Below are 26478 nucleotides of genomic sequence, written 5' to 3'. Positions count from 1 at the left end.
CGAGGGGCTAAACGGTCAGCGTCATTCCTTCAGCGGCTCCCAGCACCTGCAGCGCCCCTCCGCGGGAGCGCACCAGCGCGCGGCATTCGTCGACGCGCTGGTCCAATTCGTCATCGGCGCGGCGGGGCTCGTGGTGGAACAGCACCAGCGATCCCACGCCCGCTTCCAAGGCCAGCTCCACGGCATCGCGATAGGTCGAATGCCCCCAGCCGCGATGATGGTCGAACTCTTCGGTCGTGTACATCGAGTCGTGCACCAGCACCGAGGCGCCACGCACGAACTCCACAAACGCCGCTCGCCACTCCGCGCCCACCCGGTACTTCTCGGGGGCGCTCACCTCGTTGTCCGGCACATACACGATTGACCCGGCACCGCCGGGCGTGCGAAACCGGTACCCCAGCGCGCCGCCCGGATGCAGCACCTCGAACGCCTCCACCTCGTACCCCCGGCCGGCGCGCCGTTCGCCGGCGGCGATGGAGGAGAAATCGATGCGCGCATCGAGCTCCTCGAACGACACCGGAAAGACCACCGGCGACATCTGGTCCCGCACCACCCGATCCACACTCCCCTCGAGCGCCTTCGATCCCCAGATCGTGAAGTGGTTCCCACGCTGGAAGATCGGCGCAAAGAACGGAATGCCCTGGATGTGATCCCAGTGCGCGTGCGTGAGGAAGATGTCGCCCTCAAGCGGCGCGCCATCGCAGCGTTCCAGCAACGACAAACCCAGCTCGCGAATCCCCGTGCCGGCATCGAGGATCACCAGCCAGCCATCCTCGGTCCGAATCTCGACGCACGGCGTGTTGCCGCCGTAGCGCACGGTCCTGCGCCCTGGACTTGGAATGGACCCGCGGGTCCCCCAGAACTGCACACGGAGGGTCATCTGATGGAAGCTAGGGGGCAAACGTAGGCACGGACACTGTGGATGGTCACGGCCCCTCGGTGATGCACGTCACATTCGATGCTGGGCCCGTCCCCGGAGCGCCGCCTTGTCCAGCAGCCGTATGCGACGACGCTCTGTGGTGAGCCAGTTCAGGTCCTGGAACTCGCGCATGGCGCGCGAGACCGTCTCGCGGCTCGCGCCAATCACATGGGCGATGGTCTGGTGCGTGAGGGGCTTGTCGATGACGTCGCTGCCGCCCTCCTCGGCGGCGTCCAGCAGCATGCGGGCAATTCGTCCGGGGACGTCGAGCAGCACCAGCGTCCCGATCTTCTCGTCGGCGCGGCGCAGCCGCCGCGACAGCTCCTGCAGCAGCGCCCACGCCACGCCGGGGCTCGTTTCGACGCGGCGGCGGAAGTCGTCGCGGTGCAGGACCAGGATGGACGATTCCTCCATCGCGATCACATGCGCCGAGCGCGGATGGCCGTCGATGAGCGACAACTCGCCAAAGTACTCGCCCGCTCCCATCAGGCTCAAAATCACCTCGCGGCCGTCCTCGGCCAACAGCACGACCTTCACGCGCCCCGAACGCACGACGAAGAGGGCGTCCCCGGGGTCGTCCTCGAACAGGATGACGCTCCCCTTGGGGTAGCTCTTCTCACGGACGAGTTCGGCGAATCGCTGCCGCTCCGTTGCGTCGAGCGACTTGAACAGCGGAACGGTGGACAGGAAGTTGGCGATCGTCGGCACAGGGGGGGAGGCGGAAGTGCAACGGTGGAACTCTGTTTCTGCGGCGAACTTAGCTCTATCCGGGGCGGGCGTCAAACGCTCTTATAGTTGGGCGCTTGAATCCACCCCCCACTCGAGGGTATATTCCTCAGCTACCCTAGAACACCCGCCTGGAGTATTCCGTGAAGGCCGACATCCATCCCGTCTACGCGACCACGACCGTGCACTGTGCGTGTGGTAACACGTTCCAGACCCGGTCTGTCCGCGACGAGATCCACCTCGACATCTGCTCGAACTGTCACCCGTTCTACACGGGCAAGCAGAAGCTCATTGACACCGCGGGCCGTGTCGAGCGCTTCAACCAGAAGTTCAAGCGGAAGGCTGCCGTCTGAGCCTGCGCGACCGCCTCGCCGACGCGCTCCGGCGCGCGGCCGACGTCGAACGCGACCTGCTCGATCCTGCCGTATTGCGGGACGCCAAGCGGTTGGCAGAGCTGGGCCGTGAACATCAGCGGTTGGCCGGGCTTGTTGCGCGCGCCAACCGCCTGAACAAGCTGGAAGCCGAGCTCGCGCAGGTGCGCGAGCTCGTTGCGTTGGATGAACCCGAGATGCGGGAAGAGGCGCAGGCGGAGCAGGCGCGCCTCGAGGCCGAGATTCCGCGGCTCGAAGAGGAGATCAAGCCGCTCCTCGTGCCGCCCGATCCGCTCGACGACCGCAACGCGATCGTCGAAATCCGCGCCGGCACGGGGGGCGACGAGGCGGCGCTGTTCGCCGCCGACCTCTATCGCATGTACACGCGCTACATCGAACGCCACGGCGGGTGGAAGCTCGAGACGCTCTCGCTCTCGGACGGCAGCCTGGGCGGCTACAAGGAGGCGGTGTTCAAGGTCTCCGGCGCGGGCGCCTTCGGCGAACTGCGGCGCGAGGCCGGCGTGCACCGCGTGCAGCGCGTGCCGGCCACCGAAGCCGCGGGGCGCATCCACACCTCGGCCGCCACGGTCGCCGTGCTCCCCGAGGCGGAGGACGTGGACGTCGCCATCGAGGACAAGGACCTCCGCATCGACGTCTATCGCGCGTCGGGGCCGGGCGGGCAGGGGGTCAACACGACCGACTCCGCCGTGCGCATCACGCACCTCCCCACCGGCATCGTGGTGACGCAGCAGGACCAGCGCTCGCAGATCCAGAACAAGGCCAAGGCCATGGAAGTGCTGCGCTCACGACTGCTCGACCAGCGCCTCGCGGAACAGGAGGCGGAGCGCGCCCGCCTGCGCCGGAGCGCGGTCAGCACCGGCGACCGGTCGGCGAAGATCCGCACGTACAATTTTCCGCAGAGCCGCATCACCGACCATCGCATCAACTTCACGACACACGACCTGCAGGGCGTGCTCGACGGCAAGCTGGGCGCGCTGACCGAGGCGCTGAAGACGGCCGATCTCGAGGAGCGTCTGGCGAGCGGCGGCGAGTGAGGGCGGCGGCCCGGCCGCGGATGACGGCGCTCTGACGCGTGGGGTAGATAGTGGGGGACGGTCGTGCCGGTGCCGAGGCAGGCAGATGGCGGATGGCCGATGGCCGATGGCCGATGGCGGATGGCGGATGAGGCGGAGATGAGGGATCCGGTGGAACCAGGCGCGGGTAATCGGGATTCGGGACCTTTCGTGCGGTCGCTGCGGGACGTCGAACTGCCGGCGGACATCACGGCGGCGGCGTCGGGGGCCGGCGGGGCCGGCACCATCGGCGAGATGCTCGATGCGCTCGCCGAGGACTTGGGCGGCACAGGCGGTCTCGCGGCGCGGCAAGAGGCGCGCGACCTGATCGCCGCGGTGCTGGGCCAGCCCAAGTTCTGGCCCACGGCGCATCGTGACGAACCGCTGGCCCCGGCCGCCCTGGTGGCGCTTAGCGAGGCCGCCGAGCGCCTGCGGCGCGGGATGCCGTTCCAGTACGCGGTGCGTCGCGCCGACTTTCGCACGCTGACGCTGTACGTGGACGAGCGGGTCCTGATTCCGCGCCCCGAGACGGAGTTGCTGGTGGACCTGGTGCTCGCGGCGACGACTGGCGCGGGGCTGATTGCGGACGTCGGCACCGGCTCGGGCGCCATCGCGCTTTCCCTGGCCGCCGAGGGGCGGTACGAGAAGGTCATCGCCACCGACATCTCCTCCGATGCCCTCACGGTGGCGCGGCACAACCTGCGAGCCGTGCCCGCCGAGCGCCGGACGCTCGTGGAGTTCCGCGCGGGGAGCTGGTGTGCGCCGCTGGCGGGGGAGACCTTGGGCGCGCTGGTGGCGAACCCCCCGTATATTGCGCCAGCGGAGGCGGGAGAGCTGCCCGACCTCGTGCGCAATTGGGAACCGTCGTTCGCGTTGTTCGCGGAGCGGGATGGCATGGCGGCCGTTCGCGCCATCGTCACCGGGGCGGTCCCGGTGATCGCCGCGCACGGCGTCCTCGCGCTCGAAGTCGACGCGCGGCGCGCGCACGATGCGGCGGCGCTGGTGCAGGAATCGGGGGCATACGAGCAGGTGGTGGTGCACAAGGACCTGACCGGCCGCGAGCGGTTCGTCGTGGCCCGACGCAAGGAGACGTGATGCTGAGTGAGCGCGCCGTGGACCTGGGCCGCCTGATCGGACAGAGTGACGAGTACAAGGCCGTGCGACGGGCCAATGACGCGCTGGGCGCGGACGCCGACGCCATGGCGTTGCTGCGCCGGATGGAAGAGCTGCGGCGCGAGGCCGCGACGATGATGGATGGCGGCGAACAGCCGACGGCCGAGATGGAGCGCGAGCTCGAGCAGCTGCTGGGCCAGGTGCAGGTGAATCCGCTGTACCAGCGCATGATTGTCGCGCAGGAGAACTTCGACAAGATCATGATGCAGGTGAACCAGTGGATCCTCGACGGGATCAAGAAGGGCGCGACCAGCGGCATCATCACGCTCGGGTGAGTCCGGTGCCCGGTCGGCTGGTGGTGTTCGAGGGAGGTGAAGGCGCGGGCAAGACGACGCAGCTCGAGCGGCTGGCGTTGCGCCTGGGCCGGCACGGCGCGCAGGTGCGCACGCTGCGCGAGCCGGGCGGCACGCCGGTCGGCGACGAGATCCGCGCGCTGCTGCTGCGCCCCGGCGCGCTGATCCCCCCGCGCACCGAAGCGCTGCTCTTCATGGCCTCGCGCGCCGCGCTGGTCGGCGAGCAGGTGCGTCCGGCGCTCGAGCGCGGCGACATCGTCCTGCTCGACCGGTTCTTCCTGAGCACGTACGCCTATCAGGTCGGGGGCCGCGGGCTCCCCGAGGACGAGGTGCGTGAGGCCAACCGGTTCGCGACGGGCGGCCTCGTCCCGGATGTCACGGTGCTGCTGACGCTCGCGGCGGACGTCGGGCTCACGCGCGCGGCACAGCGCGGATCGGCCGACCGCATGGAGCAGGCCGAGCGCGCCTTCCATGACCGGGTCGAGTCGGCGTTCGCGCGTTTCGCCGATCCGTCGTGGCAGGCCGCGCATCCGGAGTGCGGACCGATCGTCGCCGTTTCCGCGGATGGCGAAATGGACACCGTCGAGGAGCGGGTCTGGCAGGTGGTTGCGTCCGCGTGTCCCGAGGTGCAGGGTTGAAACCGGCTGGAACCCGCCCCCCGATGCCCGCGTAGGAATTTCGTGCGCCGCAACCGCCTCATCATCACCCTACTGGTCCTTGCCGCCGGCGCGATCGCCGGGGGCTGGCTGGTGCAACGCGCGCTGCGGCGCACCGCGCGTCCGACGGTCGGCGGCGCACGCCTGCTCGCGGCGGTGATGGAGCGCGTGCGCGACAGCTATGTCGATTCCCTGGCGGTGGACGAACTCTGGCGCATGGCCGCCATCGGCCTCGTGGACGAGCTGGGCGATCCCAACAGCACATATCTCCCGCCCGACCGCCTGAAGCGCCTCACCGAGGCGACGTCAGGGTTGTACAGCGGCGTCGGCATCCAGGCGGACCGGCGCGAAGGCTACGTGGTGGTGCTCGCGGTCCGGCCCAACTCTCCCGCCGAGCATGCGGGGGTGCAGGCGGGCGACCGACTGATCGAGGTGGAAGGGCAGTCGATGCGCGGATGGACGATGGAAGAGGCGCGCAATGCGATGCGCGGCCCGCCGCGCACGCGGTTGCGCCTGGTGGTGGAGCGGGGGACGGCGCGCATTCCGTTCGACCTGGAGCGCGGCGAGATTCACGTCCCCTCGATATCGCGCGCCTTCGTGCTCGACGGCGGCGTGGGTTACGTGCTGCTCTCGACGTTCAGCGATTCGGCGCGCCAGGAATTGACCCGCACGGTCGATTCGCTGGGCGCCGCCGGCGCCCGCTCGCTGATACTGGACCTGCGCAGCAATCCGGGCGGCCTGCTGAACCAGGGCGTGGCCATCGCCGACCTGTTCCTCGACAAGGGGCAGGAGATCGTCGAGGTGCGCCAGCGCGGACAGAAGCGCCAGATGGTCTTCGTGGACAGCGCGGAGCAGCGCTGGCCGCGGCTGCCGGTTGCCGTGGTGGTGAACGGCGGCACGGCGAGCGCGGCCGAGATCGTGGCCGGCGCCCTGCAGGATCATGACCGCGCGCTCGTGCTCGGGCGCACCTCGTACGGCAAGGGAAGCGCGCAGAATGTCTTCGAGCTCGAGGGCGGCAGCGGGCTGAAGCTGACCACGGCGCGCTGGTTCACGCCGTCGGGGCGCAGCATCAGCCGTCCGGTGCGCGCGGACGACGGCGCGCCGCGCGTCGTGAACGACCGGCCGGAGCGCCCGGTCTTCAAGACCGATGCGGGACGCAAGGTCTTCGGCGGCGGCGGCATCTCGCCGGACCTGCAGGCGGGCGATAGTGTGCCGCCGCTCGGGGAACGCGCCTTCGTCGTCGCGCTCGGGGCGGGGGCGCCCAGGTTCCGCGAGGCCATGAAGGACTTCGCGGCGACGGAGGTGCGGCGCGGCGCACTGCGCGACACGCTGTTCACCGTCACGCCGGCGATGCGCGACGCGCTCTGGGCCCTGGCGGTCCGCCGGGGCGTGGAGGTGCCGCGCGTGATGTACGATGACGCCGCGGCGCTGGTGGACCGTCAACTGGGCAACGAACTCGCGCGGCAGGCGTTCGGCCTGCCCTACGCCGGCCGCCGGATCACGCGGAACGACAAGGTGGTGCAGCGCGCCGCCGAACTGCTGCGCAAGGTGACGGAGCCGAAGCAGCTGCTGGAGAAGATTCCGGCGGGTGATACGGCACCAAAATGATCTAGGATTTGGAATCCGGAACGGGATCAAGGATCGCGAATCAGGATTGCGAATTACGATTGGGCGCCTCGGCTCGCTGCCATGGCGCCCAATCGCGTATCACTGTCCGAATTCGGAATCGTTGATCCCGTTCCGGATTCCCAATCCTCTATTTCAGTTCCCCCGGCCGGTACCTGACCACCGCCGCCTTCTCGACATCCGCCGCCGTCCAGGCGACCGGCTTGAGGTCACCCTTCGCGAAGAGCTCGGCCTGCGTGGAGTACCACGGCGACTCGGGGCGCGAACTGTTGCCGTAGGCGAGCGCGGAATAGGCGCGCGGCGTGTCGCCGAACTCCACGGCGAGCACCCAGCCGTCGCCGCCATTGGCCGACAGCTTGCCGTCGGGATCGCGCGCGAAGTTGAGCACGCGGAAACAGCCGAGCGCGCCGCCGCAGCCGCCGACGGGGACATCCACCGGGCCGCGGCGCACGCGATGCACCTCGCCCCACGCCACGTCATACGATCCGTGACGGCGGGCGGTCTCGGTCACCGCCCACGCGAAGGCCTCGGCCGCCTTGGCGGGCTGCGAGAGGCCGTACGGGGTGCGCGTCGGGTCGGCCGACGTCCACGCCTTGGTGTACCGCAGCGAGTCGGGAAGGGCCGCGCCGTACCGCATCCACCACGTCTCGAAGAGCATCGCGCCGCGCGAGTCGGGCGCCGCGGTGTTGTCCCACTTCTCGATCAGCGCGAGCGCCGCCGCCACCTCGCCGGTCGGGTTGGTGGCCTTCACCGCGGTGATCAGGTCGGGCTTCACGCGGTCCGCGAGCAGCATGCGGTACGTGTGCTTCATCCGCACGACGTCCTCGAGCGTCACCTTGTTGGTGCCGCCCACGATCTGCCACCCGAGCTGGCTGCGCAGCGAGAGCGACGGCTTCTCGAAGCCCGGATACTTGTTGGTCGTGTCCACCGGCTCGCGCATGTTGGTGAAATGCGGCGAGCTGTTCTCCTGGTGCGTGTAGCCGCCCTTGGGGTTGAGGAACTGCGGCAGCGAGTCCCACGGGACGTACTGCGTCCACATGTCGCTGGTGCGCGACACCGGCGTCGCCACGGTGTCGCCGCCCGACGGATGCGGAAGCAGGGGGAGCGTCGCGTTCCACACCATCAGGATGTTGCCGGCGCGGTCGGCATACGTGTAGTTCGACGTGCCGCGCGCGCGCAGCCGCATGGCCGTCTTCCACTCGTCCAGCGACGCGGCGCGCATGAGCCGCAGGAACTGCTCGCCGTTGCGATACTCCCCGTCGTTGGCCGTCTTGAGGACGTAGATCTTGCCGTTCGCGCGGTGGATCACGGGGCCGGCGTTCGTGAACCAGAACTCCCGCGTCTCCGACGAGAGGCCGGCGCCGTTGCGGTAGAGCACGGTGACGAGCTCCCGGCGCAGCGGGACCGACGTGCCGTCGATGAGATAGTGGTCGGCGTTCGCCGGGTCGGCGTCGAGGGCGTAGAACTCCTGGAGCCGCTGGTTGTTGTTGGTGGTGGCCCAGCCAAGGTGCGCGTTGAAGCCGCCGATGAGGGTGAGCGGCCCGCCGATGCGAAAATCGCCGTAGAAGTCGAGCACACCGGGAACGGTGACGTGCGCCTCGTAGTAACCGGAGGTCCAGACGAGGTGCGGATTGCGCAGGAGGATTGCCTTGCCGCTCTTGGTGCGGCTGGGCGCGAACGCCCACGCATTGGAGCCCACGTTGTCGCGCGTCCATTCGGACTCGGCATCGCCCTCGCTCGGCGACGCGCCGAAACGGCCGCGCTCGGGCGGGAACTGCGCCGGGTCGAGCTTCGAAAGGAAGCGGCGCACCGAGCCGTAGGCGGGGCCGCCCATGTCGCCGGCGAGAATGTCGTAGCCGGTGAAGTCGGTCGGGAAGGCCGCGGGATACTCCGCCGGGTGCAGCGCGATGTACCGGTTGAGCCCGGCGGCGAAGCCTTCGTACACCTCGCGCGTGGCCGGCTCGAGCTTCACGTAGCTCTCCACGGCGCGCGCGCGGGTGATGCGCTCGAGGAAGTCGGTCTCCATGCTGTCGCGGCCGAAGACGAGCCCCATGCGCCCCGAAGAGCGCAGCACGCCGAGCGCGGTGCGCGGGCCGTAATCCTCGAGCATCAGCCAGCCGAGCGCGTAGCCGGCGGCCTTCAGGTTCTCGGCGCGGACGTGCGGGACGCCCGTGGTGGTGCGGATGATCTCAACCTGGCGCCAGAGTTCGGGCGCGCTGGACTGTGCGTGGGCGCTCGCGGCGAGCACAGGGAGGGCGACGGTGGCGAGGGCGGTGCGAAAGCGCATGCGGACCTCAGTCGATGGAAGCGAAACGGCAGCGTGCGCGGCGAGCGTGCCCGCGGTGCCGTCTTCAATTCTACGACTGCCCCGCGCTGGTCGCTGAATCAGGGGCGGCGCGGGGCGCCCGGTCCCATCAGCGCCGCCTGATCGATGACGCGCACGCCGTCCGGCACGTCGAAGACAAACGCGCGCTTCGGCAGCGCGACGCCCAGTCGCATGTCGGTGAAGCGCATGCGCCGGCGGAGACCGCCCGGCTCCTCGATCTCGATCTGGCGCAGGAGCCGGTCGGCGCCGATCCAGACCCTGGCGCTCTGGAATGGCGCGCCGTCCGCGCGCGGGGTGAGCACGAACGCGGTCACGACGTCGCCGCCCACCCGGTCGCGCTCCGGGACGACGCGCACCTGCATGCGATCGCCCGGATTCGCCAGCAGGCGCGCGACGACGTCGAAGGCGCCGCCCACTTCGCGCGGCAGCTTGAGCACCTGTCCCTTGGCGGTGCTGGGCAGGTAGACCCAAAGCGCCGCGCCATCGGAGACGACCACGTCACCGGCGGGGTCGGTGAAGCGAAAGGCGAAGCGATCGGGTGGACGCTGCATCAGTTCACCGCGCGAGAGGCGCGGCGTCTTGATGACCGGGCTGACCAGCGTCTGCTCGAAGCCGGCGCGCATGGTCTTCGCGCCGGCAAACCTGGCGACGGCCTCGCGATAGAGCGTCATCGCGGCGGCGGTGTCGCTGCGGGACTGCGCCGCGGCGCGCGATGCGCTGGCCGTCAGCAGGATGGCGACCGCCGCGAGGACGCGGCACGCACCGAGGGCGCGCCGCACGCGACGCGCCCTCACGTCCTGTTCGGCGACGTGCCGCATTACCGCGGCGGCATGGCGGCGATCTGCCGGCCGATCGCCGCGGCAATCGTCCTGAGCTCGTCCATCAGGTCGCTGAACTGCTGCGGGAACAACGACTGGGCGCCGTCACTCAACGCCCGGTTCGGGTCGGGATGCACCTCGATGAGCAACCCGTCCGCGCCCGCGGCCAAGGCGGCGCGCGCCATCGGTCCCACGCGGTCGCGCACGCCGGTGCCGTGGCTCGGGTCGGCGATCATCGGCAGGTGCGACAGCTTCTGCACCGCCGGAATCGCGTTCAGGTCGAACATGTTGCGCGACGACGGGTCCCACGTACGCACGCCGCGCTCGCACAGGATGACCTGGTCATTGCCCTCGGCCAGGATGTACTCGGCGCTGAGCAGCAGCTCCTGCACGGTGGCGGCCATGCCGCGCTTGAGCATCACCGGCTTGCGCAGCTTGCCGACCGTCTTGAGCAGGGAGTAGTTCTGCATGTTGCGCGCACCGATCTGGATGCAGTCGGAGTACTCCGCGACGTGCCGGGCCCCTTCGTCGTCCATGGCCTCGGTGACGATGGCCAGCCCCGTCTCCTCCTTGGCGCGCTGGAGCAGCTTGAGCCCCTTCTTGCCCAGCCCCTGGAACGAGTACGGCGACGACCGCGGCTTGAAGGCGCCGCCGCGCAGCGCCACGGCGCCCGCCGCGCGCACCAGCGTGGCCGCCTGCAGGATCTGCTTCTCGCTCTCCACCGAGCAGGGGCCGGCGATGACCGGGACCTCGGTGCCGCCGAAGGTCACCCCGGGCGCGATGGCCACCAGCGTGTTCTCGCTGCGCCACTCGCGCGAGACCTGCTTGAACGGGCTCGAGACGTAGATGATCTCCGCGACGCCCGGCAGCGCCTCGATGTGCGAACCGTCGACGCGCCGATCGTTGCCCACCAGGCCGACGGTCGTGCGCTGCGCGCCCGGCATCGGGAGGGGCTGGAAGCCCATCTCGACGATGGCGGTGCAGACGCGTTCAATGTCTGCCGATGTCGCGGTGGCCTGCATGACGACGAGCATTCCGTGCTCCGCTGCGGGTATCGAGCCGTTTTGGCTACAGACTTGAAATATAGTCAGTTGATGGGAACAGCGCGGAACGAGGAGGGGATGGAGGCGAAGGGACGGGGGTGGAGATACGGAACGAGGAGGGAGTTCCCGGGCGCACCGATGAACTCCCTCCTCGTTCCACCTCTCGTCCCCCCTCGCTGAGCCTCTACCTCCTCCTCGTTCCGCGCCGTTACCTGCCCTTGAACAACGCCTTCCGGAATGTCTCGACGCCATCCGCCCGCAGGCGAATCAGGTAGACGCCGGTGGGGACGGTGTGTCCATACTCATCCGTGCCGTCCCAAGAGAGCCGCGGGTCGCAGCCGGCGTTGCTCCCCTCACTCGCGCGACCATAGCGGCCGGCCGGCAGGCTGGCGGAGCTGAAGGCGGAGCCGGGAATCAGGGACCGCACCTGATTGCCGCGCAGGTCGAAGACCTGCAGCTCCACGCGCGACGCCATGCGCAGGTCGAACCAGATGCAGGTGGCGTTCATGCGCGCGTTCGGAAACGGATTCGGAAAGTTCTGGAACAGGATGGTCGCGAACGGCACGGAAGGATCGAGCACCACAAAGGATGCGATGCTGGCCACGTGCGTCGAGTCGCCCGCCGCCGTCCAGGCGAGCACCGACCAGCGATACGACGTGTTGCCCTCGAGATCGCGCACCGGGACATACACGGTGTCGTCGAGGCGGCCGACCAGCACCGTCTGGCCGTTCGAAGCGGTGATGCGAATCTCGTACTGCCAGCGTCCCGCGGAGGCGTCAATGCGCGCCGACGACCAGGTGAATGGCGGCCGGTTGGAGTAGACCACCGCGCCGTTCGGATTGTTCGGCGCGACGAGCGTCAGCCACGGGGCGGTGAGGATGGGACCGGTGATCGCGGAGTTTACCTGAAGCCCAGAGGTGGTGGTTACGACGCCGCGCCAGTACACGGAACTCTTTTCCGGCAACAGCCGTCGCGGCGCGATGGTTCGGCTCGTCCCGGCGCTCGACACCGTGGTGTCGGTGAGCATGCCAGACGCGAACGACGGGTTGGTTCCCACCTGCAACGTAAACCGGAGCGGCATGTCCGCGGCGGTGAAGCCCGAGCCCACGATCGTGAACGCCGGTATGCCCTCGCGAAGCGGGTTCTGCGTCGGGCCGATAACGGTGACGGTTCGCTGGGCGACGGCGGGCACCGCCCAGAGGACGCCCACGGCGACGGCCGCCGCGGCACGCCAGCGGCTTCCGCCGAGCGTCGCTCTCCGCGCCGGCGCCGCCGGCGGTTGCCCTCCTGCGGCGCGGGTCACGAGACCGGGGTTTCCTCCGGCGCGCCCTCGTCCACCGGCTGTCCCGACATGCGCACGCTCACCAGCGACGACACGCCCGGCTCCTGCATGGTGACGCCGTACACGGCGTCGGCGGCCTCGGTGGTGGTGCGCGGGTTGTGCGTGATGACGATGAACTGCGTGTTCACCTTGAACTCGTTCAGCATCTTCACGAAGCGGCCGACATTCTGGTCGTCGAGCGGCGCGTCCACTTCGTCGAGCAGGCAGAACGGGCTGGGCTTGGTCAGGAAGATGCCGAAGAGCAGCGACAGCGCCACCAACGCGCGCTCGCCGCTCGAGAGCAGGTGAATGCGCTGCGTGCGCTTGCCGCGCGGCGACGCGTGAATCTCGATGTCGCAGTCGAGCGGCATCTCCGGGTTCTCGAGCCGCAGGTCGCACTCGCCGCCGCCGAACAGCGTCATGAAAATGCGATGGAAGTGCTCGCGCACCTCGGCGAACGTCTTGAGGAACATCTCGCGCGCCGTCGTGTCGATCTCGCGAATGGCCTCGCGCAGCGCCTTCTGCGCATCCGACAGGTCGGCCCGCTGCGTCGTCAGGAACTCGAGGCGCTTGACGGTCTCGTCGTGCTCCTCGATGGCGAGCTCGTTCACCGGGCCAAGCGCCTCGAGCTGCGCGCGCAGCTGCTCGGCTTCGGCGCGCAGCGCGTCGTCCTCGACGTCCAGCGCCACGTAGTCGGCGAGCAATTCCTCCAGCGGCTTGCGCCACTCCGCCTCGAGGCGTTCGCGAATCGCCGCCCGCTTGCCGCCGAGCTCCGTGTGGCGCAGCTCCGCCTGGTGCAGCGTCTCCGCCGCGAGCGTGCCGTCGCGCCGCGCGGCGTCGAGCTCGTGCTCGGCGGCCCCGAGCGCCGCGTCCGCCGCGCGCACGTTCGCCTCGGCATCCTCGAGCGCCTGTTCGGCCGATGCGAGCGACTGCGTGCGCCCCGCGAGGTCGTCGCGCCAGGCGGTCATCTGGCGGGCCAGTTCATCATCGGCGGCGTCGATGGCCGCGAGTTCCTGCGTGAGCGCCTCGAGCCGCGCGGCCGCGCCGGCCTGCTCGAAGGCCAGACGTTCCTCGCGCTCGGTGGCCACCTGCCGGCGCGCCTCGGCCTGCGCGTGTGTCACCTGCGCGGTGGAGCGCGCCTCGCGCGCCGCATCCTGGCGCGCCTCGGCGACGCCAAGCGCTTCGCGCGCCTCGATCGCGCGCTGCTCGGCGAACGCGAGCGCCTCGTTCTCCTGCTCGATGCGCGCCGCCCCTTCGGCCGCGCGAGCCGACAGCTCGGCCTGGCGCGCCGCGAGCCGCTGGGCCAGCGCCTCGGCCTCGGCGACATCGCGCTCCAACCGCTGCACGGTGCGTTCCCGCTCAGCCGCAACCGATGAAGCGCGCTGGGCCTCCTGCTGCGCGAGACTGTCGGCGTGCGCCGCGGCGGCCGCCGCGCCCTCCGCGGCCACGACGTCGGCGTGCACCCGCTGCAGGGCGGACAGCGCCGCCTCGCGGCGGGCGCCGATGGTCTGCAGGTCGGCACGCAGCTGGAACAGCTCGGCCTTGCGGCGCAGCGGACCCGCCCCGGTGCCGGTACCCGGCAGCCAGACGGCGCCGCGCGCATCCACGAAGGCGGTTCCCTCGTCCATGCTGCGCACCCTGCCGAGCAGCGCGCGCACCCAGGCGCGCACCGGTCCTTCGGCCTGCACGCGTCCCGCGAGCTCCTCGCCATCCGACCCTTCGTCGGCGACGGTGAGCGCGTCGAGCGGAAGGAGCAGCAGCGCTCCCGGCGTGGTGCGCGCGTGCCAGTGGCGCACGGCATCGGCGACCGCGCGGTCGCGGACGACCACCGCGTGCACCGTGGCGCCCAGGAAGCGCTCCACGAGCGCCGCGGCCGCGGCGTCGGCGCCGATGAAGTCGGAGAGCGGTCCCAGCACCGCCCCCTCGCCGAACTGCTCGCGCTCGCGCAGCAGGCGCGCGGCCGCGGGAGCGAGGCCGACGCGCTCGCGTTCGAGTCCTTCGAGGGCGCTCAGCTTGCCCTGGAGACCGGTGTGTTCCTCTTCCACGCGGCGAAGGTCGGCACGCGCCGCGGCTTCCTGCTCGCCGAGTCGGCGGGCGAGCGCCCGCGCCTCGTCGAGCGAGCCCGTGGCCTGCCCGGCGGCGCCTTGCGCGACGGCGAGCGCCTCGGCGGCCACGGCAAATTCGCGCTCGGCCAGCTGCAGCTGCTCGGCGAGCCGCTCGCGTTCGCCGGCCAGGATCACATTGCGCTGGGCGACTTCGCCGGCCTCACGCTCGGCGCCTTCGCGCTCGAGCTGGATGCGATGGATGCGATCGCGCGCCTCACGCACGGCGGCATCGGCGAGCCCCAGCGCATCACGCGCCGCCGCCACGCCACCGCGCGTCTCTTCCTCGGCCGCGACGGCGCGCTGCAGCGACTCGGCCGCCTCGCGCACCGCGGCTTCGCACTGCGCCTCCTCGGCGCGGGCGGCATCCCACTCATTGCGCAGGCGGTCGCCGAACGCGGCCCCCTCGCTGCGCTCCTGCTCGGCGCGCTCGCGGCGCGCCAGGGCGTTCTGGTGGCGCTCCTCGGCCACGGCCACCTCGCGCTGCAGCAGCTGCTGCGACTCGCGCAGCTGCGTGGCGACGCGCGTGCGTTCCTGCCGCGACGTATCGGCCGCCGCGCGCGCCGCGTGCGCCGCATCGCGCGACAGCTCGGCGGTGCGCACGCGCTGCTCGCCCTCGGGGACGCGTTCGCGCAGCGCCGCGAGTTCGCCGTCGAGTCGCGACAGCTCGTCCATCCACGACGCCATCTCCCGCTCGGCGAGCGTGAGCTCCACCGACCGGCGGCGCTTCATCACCTCGGTGTGGCGCTCCGCCTTCTTCCGCTGGCGCGCGAGCGAACGCACCTGGCTGCCGACCTCGTTGATGAGGTCGTCCAGGCGCGCCAGGTCGGCCGACGTCTCCTCGAGGCGGCGCTCGGTGGAGCGGCGGCGATCGCGATACAGCCCCACGCCCGCGGCTTCCTCGAACAATTCACGCCGGTCATCGGGACGATCGCTGAGCAGCGCGTCGATCATCTTGCTCTCGATCACCACCCCCACGTCGGCGGCGAGCCCCGTGCCGCGCAGCAGGTCGTGGATGTCGCGCAGGCGGCACGGCGTGCGGTTGAGCAGGTACTCGCTCTCTCCCGAGCGCGAGAGCCGGCGCGTGATCACCACTTCGCGGTACGCGATGGGGAGCACGCCCTCCTCGTTGGAGAAGTGCAGCGAGACCTCGGCGATGTTGACCGGCTTGCGCGCCGACGACCCCTGGAAGATGACTTCCTCCATCTTGGCGCCGCGCAGCAGCCGCGCGCGCTGCTCGCCGAGCACCCAGCGCACGGCGTCCGAGACGTTGGACTTGCCGCAGCCGTTGGGGCCGACGATCGCGGTGACCCCCGGATTGAACGACAGGTCCGTGGGGTCCGCGAACGACTTGAAGCCGTGCAGCTCGAGTCTGGTCAATCGCACTTAGAACGTTCTCCCGGTTCGGTACGCCAGCTGCGGGTGGAGCCCGGCGGCGCGAAGCTCCGCGTCGAGGGGCACCGCCGCAGCGGCCGTTTCAAACGCGCCTGCGTACAGGCGCACGCTTCCATCGTCCTGCAGCAACGCGTAACCCTCCACACCGCGGGCGGCGAGCGCGGCCACGCGCGCCGCCGCGTCCGCGCGCGGCATCTCCGCTTCCAGCAACAACGCCATCGGCACCCGCACCACCAGGCCCGCACCCGCGCCCAGCACGCCATCACGGCGCAGGGCGGCGAGCATGGAGTCCGCACCGAATCGATCGCGCCACGCGCCCGCCAGCACCTTGTGCCAACGCACGCGTGCGGCGCCCATCACGACGGGAGACACCGTGCCGCCCGGGAGGCGAGCGCCGCGCTCGCGAAGCCACAAATTTGCACCCGCGGCAGTGTTTGTCGCCACAATTTCCACGGCGAATTGCGCGGCAATCGCGCTGTCCGAGGGATTGACAGGCTCGGCGACCGGCACTGTGTCGGCCGGCAAAGTCGGAGCCGGCGCACCGGGTCCCACCGTTAGCGCACGGGTACCCACCGCCTGCCCGGCGGCGCGTCCCGCGGATGCCGGCGTCGTGCGGGCGACCGACGCGGGTAGCCCCATCCCCGTCCAGCCACGCTGCCAGAGGGCAAGCCCTCCCGCGGCGAGCGCCAGCACCGTCACGATCACGATCGCGGCCCGACGCCGTGAGGGCGCGCGCGGCGCTGGTGCGATGGCTGGCTCCGCAGGGGTGCTTCGCTGGTCGCCCACCTGCGCGATGACACGCCAGGCCATTGGCACGTCGGCCGTGCCGACGGCAATGACACCGTCCGTCCGCGGCACGAGCGTTTCGAGGCCGGGGACGTCGGACGGGGCGAGGATGAGAAGCAACGCGCCCGCCTCGGCGAATCCCGCGGCCAGTCGTCCCCAGCGCTCGCTCCGCACCAGTTCGGCGGTCAGCGGCTCCGCGCCGCGCGGCAGGATGAACAGCGACGGCGTCTGGTCGGCCGCGGGGCGCGCCACGTCGTTCAGCGAGATGCCGTGCACGAAGCTTTCGGTGATGCCCGGACCCGTCGCGCCGGGCGCGATGACGCCGAGCGCGGCGGTCGCGCCCGTGAGATCGGCCACGGCGACGTGGCGCTCGCGCGCCGTGGCGCGCGCCGCGCCGATGGCGACGCGCGCGGCAGCGCTAGCGTCGGTGCCCAGCACCACGGCCACCGAAAGTCCAGCGAGTTGCGGCGCGAGCCGCCGCCCTTCGTCTTCCCACGCATCGGGGCCCGGCGCTGGCTCACGCCGGCGGCCGATCACGGCGACGCCTCGAACACCCAATAGGGGAGGCCGCTGCGCCGTCCGGCTTCGTCGGCCGCCTCGCGCGTGGCGAATGGGCCCGCGACGACGCGATACACCATCGTGCCCTCGCGTTCACTCGACTGCACGCGGGCCGTCGCCCCGTCCACGCGCACCGCCGCCGCCATCGCGCGGGCGCGACTCTCGGAGAGCACGGCCGCGAAGCTGAGCATCCAGCCATGCCCGCGCATCTCGGCGCGCGCCGCGGGCGGCGGCACGGGGCTTGGCGCGGCCGCGCCAGGTTCGGGGAGCGGCTCGACGACCGGCGTGAGCGAGTCGACGCCGAGGGTATCGCCCATCGCCTCGGCAAAGGTCACTGGCTCGTCGAGCGTGGAGGAGCGCGGACGGAAGCCATTCCACCGGACGAGGGTCCAGACGTCCGCCGCACCGTTCGCCACGCGGCCATGTTCGCGCCGGGTCTCGGCGTCCACGATGACGAGCGCGCCGTCGACGGCGAGGGCCAGGGATCCGTCGGGAGCGACGAACGGGAGGTCACCGCGCCACGCGGTCGCGACGCCGCCGATCACGCGATGTGTGCCGATGGCGACCACATAGGCCGAGTCGCCGCGCTCGCTGTGGGCGAGCAGGTACTGGCCGTCGGGATCCATGCGCAGGGCGTCCACCGGCCCCGGCAGGGTAATCTTGTCACTCACCGCCGACTCGTACCGGTCCACCACGTACAGTGTGGTGCCGCCCTTCACCGCGACGTACAGCCGGTCGCCGCTCGGCGTCGGGGCCACGGCCCGCACCGGATCACTGAAAGTGATGGCGAGCGAGCGTTCGAGGTCGCGCGTGCGGAGTCCCTCGAGTCGGTCACTGCTGGCGAAGTAGATCCGGTCGCCCACGACGGTCGGAATCACCAGGTCGGCGCCCACGGCGGTGGCGCTGTCGGCAATCCGCGTCTCCGGCGGATGCAGCTTGCGGACGGTGACCCGTCCGTCGGCGGCGTCGCTGAGGATGAGCAGCGCGCCGTCGGGCAGGGGGACCAGGGTTCGCGCGGCGACCGGCGGGCGGAAACGCCAGGCGCCGCTGCTCGTGAGCCGCACGACCTCGCCGGTGGGCGCGATACCGAAGACCGAGTAGCCGTCCGCCGAGCTGATGCCGCGCAGTCGCTCCGTCGTGGATGGCGTGACGCGGCCGAGTCGCAGCTCCACGCGCACCGGCATGCGCGCGGCATCGAGGACCACGAGCACGCCCTGCTGCGCGTCGAAGGCGAGCGCCTCGGCCACGGCCGGGGCCCGCTGCGACGATGACCAGACCGTGCTGTCGCTCCACCAGCGGTAGGCACGGGCCACGCCGCCGCCGCGCGCGAAGCGCAGGAGCACCGCGTCGGGACCTGCGGCCGTCGCGGCGGCCCCGCCGGCCACGCCCGCATCCGGCACGCGGCCGCAGGCGGCCGCCAGCAGGGCAGAGAGGAGAAGGGCGGCGCGGCGCATCATTCCAATTTGGACGTCGGGCGAGTGGGATGAAAGGCGATGGAAGATCTTGAATTCGGAACTGGACAAGGGAGTGCGACTGAAGATCCCGACACGCGATTGGGCGCCGCGTCAGCCACCGCAGCGCCCAATCGCCCGTCGCGATTCGAGTTCGTGATCCGGGATCCGATTCCGGATTCCAGGTCCTCGATCGTCAGAAGCTCGACCCCAGCGTCCAGAACCAGTACCCCTTCTTCGAGGCCGCATCGAGCGGGTACGACCGGTCGATCCGCAGGATGGCGAAGTTGAACAGGTTGACGCGGAAGCCATAGCCGTAGCTGCGCAATGGATAGCGCTGCGTGGTCCAGTCGTAGTTCTTGGGCCGCGAGAGCGTCACGGACTGTCCCTTGCTCCACGCCACGCCCGCGTCGCCGAAGATGAGTCCGTCGACGGGGAGGAACTGCACCAGCGTCTTCCGGAACTTGAACGGCCGGACAACGGGGAAGCGCAGCTCCATGTTGCCGAACGCCACGCGGCTGCCGAGCAGCTGCGTGGCCGAACACTCGCCAGTGCCGCCCGGGGCCGTGGAGCAGGCGTTGGAGTAGTAGTTCTCGCGGTCGTAGCCGCGGATGATGTCGGCGCGCCCGATGTACTTGGGGAACTCGAACTCGCCGCTGCCGGCCGAGATGGCCGTCTGCAGGCGCGTGGCGAGGGTGAGGTAGCTGAACAGGATCGCGTCGTAGCGCCGGTAGTCAGCGTTGTAGTTGGTCCAGCTCAGGTTCCCCATCGCGCGCTCGATCTCGAAGCGGTACCGCTGTCCGAAGATCGGCCCGGTATAACCCATGATCGAGTTGTCGTGCACGAACGCGACATACGGCGCCGCGAAGTTCAGCGACGACGCGTTCACGATGCTGTCAATGTAGAGCTGCGTCGTGTAGCCGTAGGCGTAGTCCACGCCGTAGCTGACGAACATCAGCGAGCGGTCGATGTTGTTGAGGCTCATGCCGTATTCGAACCGCTTGAAGCGGTTGAGCGGATAGAGCCCGGCCAGGAACATCGAGCGCTGGATGTACCGGGCGATCACCTGCTGCTGCACGGCCTGCGTGTTGGACACGGGGGTCAGCGCCGATCCCGCGAGGAAGAAGCTCGGGGACTGCTGGACGCCGACCGTGTACTGGAACCGATGCGCGAGCGACTGGTACGCGGCGAAGAGCTGCGCCTCTTCCACACGGCCATTGATGCTACCCGCGAGTGCGAGTCGCCGGTTGCCGACGAGGTCGGAGAGCACGATGGCCGTGCCGCCGTAGACGCCGCGGCCGTAGTTGTCCTGCGCGTATCCCACCTGCGGCCGCGCGATGTACTCGGGACGCAGCGAGCCCGGATACCGCGTCTCCCGGAACTTGGTGGTGTCGGGAAGGGCGAAGGTGGCGTTGTCGAGCAGTGAGGCCACGCTCACGCCGGCTCCCGGCGCTCCCGTGCGTTCGGGCAGGCGATCCGTGGGACGCAGCCCGCCCTCGCCGCGGTAGACGGACTGCCGGCGCGGATCGCGGCTCGGCGCCGGTGCGGCCTGCGGCGGCTGCGCGGGCTGCGGCGGCGCGAGCACCGAGTCGCGACCCGCGGCCGCCTTCGCCACGATGGCGCTGACCTTCGCTTCCGCGGCCGCCCGCTCACTGCGGCGCCGCATCTCGGCGGTGTCCTGCGTGACGCGCGCCTCCACCGCTCCCGACGCGGCAACCACCGCCTCCTCGCGGAACGGCGCGCCCTTGAGCGCGCGCGGGTTGCTCACCTGCCAGACGGTGTATCCGCTCCCCTCGCTGTACACGAACGCCAGGCGGTCGGCGGTCGCGGCCCACGTGAGCGCCGGGCTGTTCTCGGTCACGGACTGGACGCCGCCCACGAGGCGCGTCAGCTGGTAGTGCTGGCCGTCGGCGAAATCGTAGAGGAAGACCTGCGGAATGCCCACGCGATCGCTGATGAACGCCAGCGACTTGCCATCGGGGGCCCACTGCGGGTTGAGGTTCTTGCCGCTCTGCCCGGGGAGCACCTCGGTCTGCCCCGACGCGAGGTCGAGCACGCTGATGCGCCACCGCCCGAACTTGAGCACGTCGAGCTGCGTCTGCGGGCCGCGCTCGCTCACGAAGGCGATCTGCTTGCCGTCGGGCGACCACGCCGGCATCAGGTCGCCGTAGAGGTCGTTGGTGAGGCGGCGCAGGTTCTTGCCGTCGGCGTCGATGATGTACAGGTCGGAGATGCCGCCGCTGAGGCCGCTGAAGACGATCTGCCGCCCGTCGGGCGACCAGCTCGGGCCGACCATCGCGTCGAGCCCCGTGTCGAGGCGGCGCACGATGTCGTGGCTGCGCACGTCGGCGACGTAGATCACGTCCTTGCCGCTGCGCTGCGCCGTGAAGGCGAGATACCGTCCATCGCGGGAGAACGCGCTCTGCGAATAGGCGTAGCGCAGCTCCTCGAACTCCGGATTGAGCGTGCTCTTGGTGAGCCGCTTGAGCCGCTTGCCCGACTCGGCGTCGGCCAGGTAGAGGTCGAGGAAGACCTCGGCCTTCACCAGGCTGCCCGTCGAGATGTACGCGATGTACTTGCCGTCCTGCGAGAGCGCGGGGGCGACATAGACCGGGATGATGCCGCCGGTCTTGCGCTCGGTGAGCAGGGACGTCGCGATCTTCCGCGGCCGGTCGAGCCGCTCCACCTGCGGCAGGTACTGCGACTGCATGGCGTCCTTCCAGTCGGCGCCGAGCTCCTCGAGCGAGAGCCCCGTGTGCCGCTTGAAGGCGCGGTCGTAGCCGACCGTCGGCGTGGACTGCATGATCTCGCCGACGATCTCGTCGCCCCAGCGCGTGCCGATGTAGCGCCACAGCGACTCGCCGTAGCGGTACGGGAAGTACTGGTCCGGGCGCCGTTCGAGGTCCTCGACCGTCGGGAACTTGCCGCTCAGCGCCGCGTCGCGGATCACGCCATCGGTGGCCGGGTGGTCGGGGCCGACCGACAGGTACTCGGCCATGCCTTCCGCGAACCAGAGCGGCGGCATGCGCTGCTGCAGCGTCTCGAGCCCCTGGCCGGCGTGGCCGCGCGAGAAGATGTCGTACTGGAACTGGTGCACCATCTCGTGCGTCAACACGTGCTCTGCCTCGCCGAGGTCGCCGTTGAGGAAGAACATGTTGCGCTGGCGCTGCGCGTCGGTGACGCCGCCCGTCCCTTCGCCGAGGTCGCCAAAGACGTTGTTCTGGGCAAAGGCGCCGCGCGACGCGAAGATGATGATCGGCTTGCGCTCCTTGAACTGATAGTTCATCAGGCGCGACAGCCGCGCGTACGAGCGCTCCGCCAGGCTCCCGGCGAGGCGCGCCATCCGCTCCTCCTCCGGGTAGAAGTGGATGTCGAAGTGCTCGGTCTTCAGCACCCGCCAGTTCAGCTTCTGGAACTGGACCTGGTTCTGGCCGAAGTACCCCTGGGCGGCGAGCGGCTGTGCGAGGCACAGGCCCACCAGGCACAGGCCAGCGAGGCGGAACTTCGACATCAACGCTCCCGGCTTAGGACGTGATGGCGACGGCGGGGGCGTCACCCCACAGTCGTTCAATCTGGTAATACGACCGCATGGACGGGTGAAACACGTGCACCACGAAATCGACGAAATCCACCAGCACCCAGCGTCCGGTGTCGGCGCCCTCGATGTGATAGGCCTTCAGGCCGGCCCGCGCCATCTCCTCGACGACGTGCTGCGCGACACTGCGCACGTGCGTGTCGGACGTCCCGGTGGCGACCACGAAGTAGTCGGCCATGTCCGTGACGCCATGGAGGTCGAGCAGCACCACGTCCTGGGCCTTGTTGTCAACGCAGAGCGTCGCGGCACGCCGCGCATGCTCGGCGATCTTGGCGGGAGCAGCGATGGGGGACATCTATGGACGAAACACCGGCGTGAAGGGAAAGTTCCGGCACGGAAGCGAACGACGGAATAGGACAGAATACGACAGAGTACGACAGAGGTACATACCCGGCGCCGAGCGTGTGAGTCTCGCCCTCGCACGCCCCGCGTGCGCCGGCAGTGACCCAGCGCACACCCGCCGGCCCAAGGCGGAGCACACCCCGCCCGCGCCCCATCGCGCCCGCCGCGCCGGCACGATGCCAGAAACACAGAACGGGGCCAGCAAGCTGTCCCCGTTCTGTGCTACTCTGTCGTACTCTGCCGTACTCTGTCGTACTCTGTCGTACTCAGCCCTTGATCACCCAAACCTTGATTTCGGGCTTCACATCCGCATGCAGCTTGATGGCGACCTTGTAGACGCCGAGCGCCTTGATGGGCTCGTGCAGGTCGATCTGCCGCTTCTCGATGTGGATGCCCTGCGCCTCGAGCTGGGCGGCAATGTCCGCGGTCGTCACCGACCCGAACAGCTTGCCTTCCTCGCCCACGCGCGCGGCGAAGGTGAGGGAGATGGGCTCGATCTTCGCGGCGAACTCCTCGGCCGCGGTGCGGCGCGCGTTCTCCGCCGCCTCGAGCGTGGCCTTCTCCTGGGCAATGCGCTTCTTGTTGCCCGGCGTGGCTTCGTACGCGATGCCGCGCGGGAGCAGGAAGTTGCGGGCAAACCCCGCCGACACCTTCACGATGTCGCCCGGATGCCCGAGTTTTTCGACCGCTTCTCGCAGAATGACTTCCATCGGAAACCCCAACGTTCAGGTTGACGGGCGCGTCCGGCGACGCCAATCGAGCCACGTGTCGCCCAAGCCGAGCCCCAAGAATATCACGCCGGCGGCACCGGCGAACAGCACCGATGCACCGACCAGAACGACCGTCATGATCCGCCCGGGGGCCAGGAAGTACACGGCCACCCCGGCCCCGCGGAGCGCGTACAGCGCGCCGAAGAAGACCAGCAGGTTGGCGCCCACATCCCGCACGGGCCCCAGCCCCGGCACCACCACCAACACCAGCCCGCCGACCAGGCCCCAGATGAACTGGTCATTGAACCGGAACTCCCGCAACCGCGACAGCGGCGCGCCGATGCGGGCGCGCCCCACGCGGTGATAGACCGCCCACGCCAGCGCGAGCGCGGCCATCGTTTCCAGCGCCAGCAGGGCCGGGAAGAGCATCGGCGACTGTTCGGCGGTGCGCCGAACCATCACGCGCTGGTCCTCCAGCGTCTTCTCGAACCAGGCCGCGGATTCGGCATTGCTCGAGCGGAAATCCTGCCAGTCCTTCGTCGCCAGCCGGGCCCGCCAGTCCGCGTCGAACGTGTCGGCGCGCCGCAGGACCTCGCTTGCGAACACCTGCTTCACCCGGGCCGGGCCGCCGGGCACCGCGAGGGTCGAAACGCCCCCCACGGCCAGCGCCAGTCCGAGCGTGGCCAGCGCGCGCGGCAGGAACGGCCGGTCGGGCCAGACCAGCGCCCACACCGCGAATGCCACCGCCACCAGCACCCCCCAGCCCCGCGCCAGCAGCGCATAGTCCGTGCGCCCCGGCCCCGTCGCCACGACCCAGGCGGCGAACGCCACCCAGAGCACCGCGAGGAAGAGCCGCCCGCCGGCCTTCCATCCCGCCAGCGCGCACGCCGCGAGCACGGGGACCAGCACCAGCGTCGTCTCCGCCACCGGCAGGATCACCGAGAACGGCGGCATGGCCGGCAGGAGGAGCACCAACACCAGCCCGCCGCCGACACTGCGCCAGCCGCGTTCGCGGGGAACCGCGGCCGGCGTGGGTTCGGCGACGGGATTCGTCACTTACTGCGACTGTCCGCGCGTGTACGGCAGGAGCGCCAGGTAGCGCGCCTTCTTGATGGCGCTCGCCAGCTGACGCTGGTGACGCGCGCACGTGCCGCTCAGGCGGCTCGGAAGGATCTTGCCGTTGTCGGTGACGAAGCGCGACAGGAAGCGCTCGTCCTTGTAGTCCACATGGCGGATGCGCAACTCGTCCATGGGGCATGTCTTTCGCTGGCGGCGCATTATTCGTCGTCCTCGTCGTCGTCGTCACGGGCCCGCTTGGCGGCGAGCTGTTCTTCGGTCATCGGCGGGGCGCCGAGCTCATGCTCATGGATCGAGATGAGGTAGCGGACCACCGCGTCGTCGAGCTTGAGCGAGCGCTCGAACTCGGGGAGCACCTTGCCGTCCGCCTTGAAGCGGGCGACGACGTAATACCCCGTCTCCCGCTTGCCGATCTTGTAGGCGAGCTGGCGACGGCCCCAGTGGTTGAGCGCAATCTCGCCCTCGGCGCTGAGCAGCGCGTGGTGCTTGGCGATCTTGTCGTTGATGGCGGCGTCTTCGAGCGTCGAGTCGAAGACGTACACCGCCTCGTATTCACGAGTCACGGATGGCAATCCTCCTTTGGTCGTTCGCGCCCCCCGCGGGTTGCCGACGCGGGGGGAGGCAGGGCGGCCAGGACGGCCGCGTGATGTTGAGCCTCTAAAGCTATTCCCCGACTGGCCGCCGGTCAATCGGGGCGCGAGATTCGTTTTATGTACACCGTCTCCCAGTTCCTCGCGATGGTGAACGACCGCGCGCGGACCGATGCCATGGACGCCGCCATCCGGCGGGTGGTCCGTCCCGGAGACCGCGTACTCGACCTCGGATGCGGCTTCGGCTACTGGTCGGTGATCGCCTGCCAGGCGGGCGCGGCGCACGTGGACGCCGTGGACATCAATCCGGCCGTAACCCTCGTCCCGCAGGTCGCAAAGGCCAACGGGTGCGAGGCGCGCATCGCCTGGTATCACGCCGACGGCGCGCGGGTGGCCCTGCCCGCGCCGCCGGACGTTCTCATCAGCGATCTGCGGGGGACGCTCCCCATCTCCGGTGATCACCTTCCCGTCTTCATGGCGGTGCGCGACCGCCAACTGCGCCCCGGTGCGCGCCTGGTCTGGGAACGCGACACGCTCTGGGTGGCGCCTTCGGAGGTGTCGACAACGTACCGCCGGGACGTGCTGCAGTCACATGCCGCCGATCGTTGCGATATCACGCCTATTCTTTCGCACGTGGCCTCGGTGCCGTATCGCACCAGCGTGGAGAGGGGACAGCTGCTCGGGGCGGGCGTGCAGTGGGCCGCCATCGACTATGCCACCGTCGGTTCCCCCGACTTCGAGACACGCGTGGAGATCTCCGTCGCGCGTGACGGACTGTTCGAGGCGTTGACGCTCTGGTTCGACGCCGAATTGCAGCCGGGCATCGGTTTCTCCAACGCGCCGGGCACGAGCGTCGAGATGTACCGCAACCTGCTCCTTCCGCTGGCGAAACCCTTCCATGTGAAGGCGGGCCAGCGGATGCAGGTGGAGCTTCGCGCGCGGCACGTGCCGGGCGGCTACGTCTGGCAGTGGCGCGGCGAGACCCTGGATGGCACGACCGTGTTCGACCACCACTCGCTGGCAGAGACGGTCATGCATCCGACGCTGCTGCCGCCGCCCGTGGCGTCGCCGCTGCCGACGCTCGGCGTGCGGTCGGAGGCGCTCGCGTGGCTCTTGACGCAGCTCGGTCGCTCCACGACCGTGGCCGCCGCGGCCGGCGAGGCTCGCCGTCGTTGGCCAGCGCTCTTCACCAGCGAGAGTGAGGCGGAACGCTGGGTCCAGGCATCATTTCAGCAGGCGAAGCGATGGGATCGCGGGGTCGAGTAGCAGGCTTTTTGCATTGAATTTCAGCTCGCGATTGCCCATATTACTAACGGTGTCACGAACGCAGTCAGTTTCATTTCGGCGGGGAGTGGGCATGGACCGGTCAAACGAGCAACAGTGCCTGCCCGAGAAGCAGGAGTACGCGGCTCCGACCCTTCGCGAGTACGGGACGGTCGCGGCCGTGACGGCCACGCGTTCCAAGGCCGGCACGCTCAAGGACGGCGGGCCGAACAACATCAAGTCCTGACGCGCCGTCAGCGCGGG

23 protein-coding genes are annotated in these 26478 nt (G+C 70.0%); 8 read left to right on the top strand and 15 right to left on the bottom strand.

Annotated elements, in window-relative coordinates; translation table 11 throughout:
* Window positions 1–7: 7 nt before the first annotated feature.
* Together VGJ96_02720 and VGJ96_02715 are read right to left on the bottom strand one after the other, a co-directional pair.
* Window positions 8–880, bottom strand: coding sequence for an MBL fold metallo-hydrolase (locus VGJ96_02720; protein HEY3286013.1), 873 nt, complete (start codon window positions 878–880; stop codon window positions 8–10).
* A gap of 69 nt (window positions 881–949) precedes the next feature.
* Entirely contained in the window at window positions 950–1627 is a 678-nt protein-coding gene (locus tag VGJ96_02715; GenBank protein HEY3286012.1) for a Crp/Fnr family transcriptional regulator, read from the bottom strand.
* A gap of 161 nt (window positions 1628–1788) precedes the next feature.
* On the opposite strand from VGJ96_02715, the gene rpmE reads away from it, so the two are divergent.
* The 6 genes from rpmE to VGJ96_02685 all read left to right on the top strand — a co-directional run bounded on the left by rpmE (window position 1789) and on the right by VGJ96_02685 (window position 6819).
* A complete protein-coding gene (gene rpmE / locus VGJ96_02710; GenBank protein HEY3286011.1) occupies window positions 1789–1998 on the top strand; it encodes a 50S ribosomal protein L31 in 210 nt (69 codons plus the stop codon).
* The gene (prfA, locus tag VGJ96_02705; GenBank protein ID HEY3286010.1) at window positions 1995–3071 is read left to right on the top strand and encodes a peptide chain release factor 1; all 1077 of its coding nucleotides are present in this window, start codon (window positions 1995–1997) and stop codon (window positions 3069–3071) included. Before rpmE ends, prfA begins: the two co-directional genes overlap by 4 nt.
* A 189-nt stretch (window positions 3072–3260) precedes the next feature.
* On the top strand, window positions 3261–4184 hold the full coding sequence (prmC, locus tag VGJ96_02700; protein ID HEY3286009.1) for a peptide chain release factor N(5)-glutamine methyltransferase: 924 nt from the start codon (window positions 3261–3263) through the stop codon (window positions 4182–4184).
* Window positions 4184–4537, top strand: coding sequence for a YlbF family regulator (locus tag VGJ96_02695; protein ID HEY3286008.1), 354 nt, complete (start codon window positions 4184–4186; stop codon window positions 4535–4537). Before prmC ends, VGJ96_02695 begins: the two co-directional genes overlap by 1 nt.
* A gap of 5 nt (window positions 4538–4542) precedes the next feature.
* A complete protein-coding gene (tmk, locus tag VGJ96_02690) occupies window positions 4543–5193 on the top strand; it encodes a dTMP kinase (protein HEY3286007.1) in 651 nt (216 codons plus the stop codon).
* 42 nt (window positions 5194–5235) lie between these two features.
* Window positions 5236–6819: a S41 family peptidase gene (locus VGJ96_02685; GenBank protein ID HEY3286006.1), complete on the top strand. Its 1584-nt coding sequence runs from the start codon at window positions 5236–5238 to the stop codon at window positions 6817–6819.
* A gap of 148 nt (window positions 6820–6967) precedes the next feature.
* On the opposite strand, the gene VGJ96_02680 is transcribed toward VGJ96_02685, so the two are convergent.
* The 13 genes from VGJ96_02680 to rpsF form a co-directional block, all read right to left on the bottom strand.
* On the bottom strand, window positions 6968–9124 hold the full coding sequence (locus tag VGJ96_02680; protein ID HEY3286005.1) for a penicillin acylase family protein: 2157 nt from the start codon (window positions 9122–9124) through the stop codon (window positions 6968–6970).
* 98 nt (window positions 9125–9222) lie between these two features.
* Window positions 9223–9981 (bottom strand): outer membrane lipoprotein carrier protein LolA, encoded by a 759-nt coding sequence (locus tag VGJ96_02675; GenBank protein HEY3286004.1) that lies wholly within the window; start codon window positions 9979–9981, stop codon window positions 9223–9225.
* The gene (gene aroF, locus VGJ96_02670; GenBank protein HEY3286003.1) at window positions 9981–11015 is read right to left on the bottom strand and encodes a 3-deoxy-7-phosphoheptulonate synthase; all 1035 of its coding nucleotides are present in this window, start codon (window positions 11013–11015) and stop codon (window positions 9981–9983) included. The genes VGJ96_02675 and aroF overlap by 1 nt, the downstream gene beginning before the upstream one ends.
* Window positions 11016–11232: 217 nt before the next feature.
* Complete coding sequence (locus tag VGJ96_02665) at window positions 11233–12327, bottom strand: hypothetical protein (protein HEY3286002.1); 1095 nt, start codon at window positions 12325–12327, stop codon at window positions 11233–11235.
* Window positions 12324–15833 (bottom strand): chromosome segregation protein SMC, encoded by a 3510-nt coding sequence (gene smc, locus VGJ96_02660; protein HEY3286001.1) that lies wholly within the window; start codon window positions 15831–15833, stop codon window positions 12324–12326. Before smc ends, VGJ96_02665 begins: the two co-directional genes overlap by 4 nt.
* A complete protein-coding gene (locus VGJ96_02655; protein HEY3286000.1) occupies window positions 15834–17165 on the bottom strand; it encodes a hypothetical protein in 1332 nt (443 codons plus the stop codon).
* Window positions 17162–18640, bottom strand: a complete 1479-nt coding sequence (locus VGJ96_02650; protein HEY3285999.1) for an SPOR domain-containing protein — start codon at window positions 18638–18640, stop codon at window positions 17162–17164. Before VGJ96_02650 ends, VGJ96_02655 begins: the two co-directional genes overlap by 4 nt.
* A gap of 193 nt (window positions 18641–18833) precedes the next feature.
* A complete protein-coding gene (locus VGJ96_02645) occupies window positions 18834–22148 on the bottom strand; it encodes a hypothetical protein (GenBank protein ID HEY3285998.1) in 3315 nt (1104 codons plus the stop codon).
* A 13-nt stretch (window positions 22149–22161) separates the two neighbouring features.
* Window positions 22162–22527 (bottom strand): ribosome silencing factor, encoded by a 366-nt coding sequence (rsfS, locus tag VGJ96_02640; GenBank protein ID HEY3285997.1) that lies wholly within the window; start codon window positions 22525–22527, stop codon window positions 22162–22164.
* A 313-nt stretch (window positions 22528–22840) separates the two neighbouring features.
* The gene (gene rplI, locus VGJ96_02635; protein ID HEY3285996.1) at window positions 22841–23284 is read right to left on the bottom strand and encodes a 50S ribosomal protein L9; all 444 of its coding nucleotides are present in this window, start codon (window positions 23282–23284) and stop codon (window positions 22841–22843) included.
* A gap of 15 nt (window positions 23285–23299) precedes the next feature.
* Window positions 23300–24340 carry a DUF2232 domain-containing protein gene (locus tag VGJ96_02630; protein HEY3285995.1) on the bottom strand — a complete coding sequence of 347 codons (1041 nt, stop codon included), beginning with the start codon at window positions 24338–24340 and terminating at the stop codon, window positions 23300–23302.
* Window positions 24341–24562: a 30S ribosomal protein S18 gene (rpsR, locus tag VGJ96_02625; GenBank protein ID HEY3285994.1), complete on the bottom strand. Its 222-nt coding sequence runs from the start codon at window positions 24560–24562 to the stop codon at window positions 24341–24343.
* On the bottom strand, window positions 24562–24924 hold the full coding sequence (gene rpsF / locus VGJ96_02620) for a 30S ribosomal protein S6 (protein ID HEY3285993.1): 363 nt from the start codon (window positions 24922–24924) through the stop codon (window positions 24562–24564). Before rpsF ends, rpsR begins: the two co-directional genes overlap by 1 nt.
* A gap of 147 nt (window positions 24925–25071) precedes the next feature.
* Here rpsF and VGJ96_02615 point away from each other — a divergent pair, with 147 nt between their 5' ends.
* Together VGJ96_02615 and VGJ96_02610 are read left to right on the top strand one after the other, a co-directional pair.
* Window positions 25072–26217 carry a class I SAM-dependent methyltransferase gene (locus tag VGJ96_02615; GenBank protein ID HEY3285992.1) on the top strand — a complete coding sequence of 382 codons (1146 nt, stop codon included), beginning with the start codon at window positions 25072–25074 and terminating at the stop codon, window positions 26215–26217.
* Window positions 26218–26308: 91 nt separating this feature from the next.
* Complete coding sequence (locus VGJ96_02610; GenBank protein HEY3285991.1) at window positions 26309–26461, top strand: lasso RiPP family leader peptide-containing protein; 153 nt, start codon at window positions 26309–26311, stop codon at window positions 26459–26461.
* Window positions 26462–26478: the final 17 nt, after the last annotated feature.

This window comes from Gemmatimonadaceae bacterium (genome assembly GCA_036504815.1).
Lineage (GTDB): Bacteria > Gemmatimonadota > Gemmatimonadetes > Gemmatimonadales > Gemmatimonadaceae > PNKL01.
Note: the sequence above shows the minus strand (reverse complement) of the source record. Positions and strands in the feature narration are given on the sequence as shown.

Excerpts from the sequence above, each read along its gene's own strand:
- rsfS (HEY3285997.1), bottom strand. The coding sequence starts at position 22,527 with ATGTCCCCCATCGCTGCTCCCGCCAAGATCGCCGAGCATGCGCGGCGT.
- VGJ96_02645 (HEY3285998.1), bottom strand. The coding sequence starts at position 22,148 with ATGTCGAAGTTCCGCCTCGCTGGCCTGTGCCTGGTGGGCCTGTGCCTC.
- VGJ96_02615 (HEY3285992.1), top strand. The coding sequence starts at position 25,072 with ATGTACACCGTCTCCCAGTTCCTCGCGATGGTGAACGACCGCGCGCGG.
- VGJ96_02680 (HEY3286005.1), bottom strand. The coding sequence starts at position 9,124 with ATGCGCTTTCGCACCGCCCTCGCCACCGTCGCCCTCCCTGTGCTCGCC.
- VGJ96_02650 (HEY3285999.1), bottom strand. The coding sequence starts at position 18,640 with ATGCGCCGCGCCGCCCTTCTCCTCTCTGCCCTGCTGGCGGCCGCCTGC.
- VGJ96_02675 (HEY3286004.1), bottom strand. The coding sequence starts at position 9,981 with ATGCGGCACGTCGCCGAACAGGACGTGAGGGCGCGTCGCGTGCGGCGC.
- aroF (HEY3286003.1), bottom strand. The coding sequence starts at position 11,015 with ATGCTCGTCGTCATGCAGGCCACCGCGACATCGGCAGACATTGAACGC.
- VGJ96_02695 (HEY3286008.1), top strand. The coding sequence starts at position 4,184 with ATGCTGAGTGAGCGCGCCGTGGACCTGGGCCGCCTGATCGGACAGAGT.
- rpsR (HEY3285994.1), bottom strand. The coding sequence starts at position 24,562 with ATGCGCCGCCAGCGAAAGACATGCCCCATGGACGAGTTGCGCATCCGC.
- rplI (HEY3285996.1), bottom strand. The coding sequence starts at position 23,284 with ATGGAAGTCATTCTGCGAGAAGCGGTCGAAAAACTCGGGCATCCGGGC.
- VGJ96_02720 (HEY3286013.1), bottom strand. The coding sequence starts at position 880 with ATGACCCTCCGTGTGCAGTTCTGGGGGACCCGCGGGTCCATTCCAAGT.
- VGJ96_02610 (HEY3285991.1), top strand. The coding sequence starts at position 26,309 with ATGGACCGGTCAAACGAGCAACAGTGCCTGCCCGAGAAGCAGGAGTAC.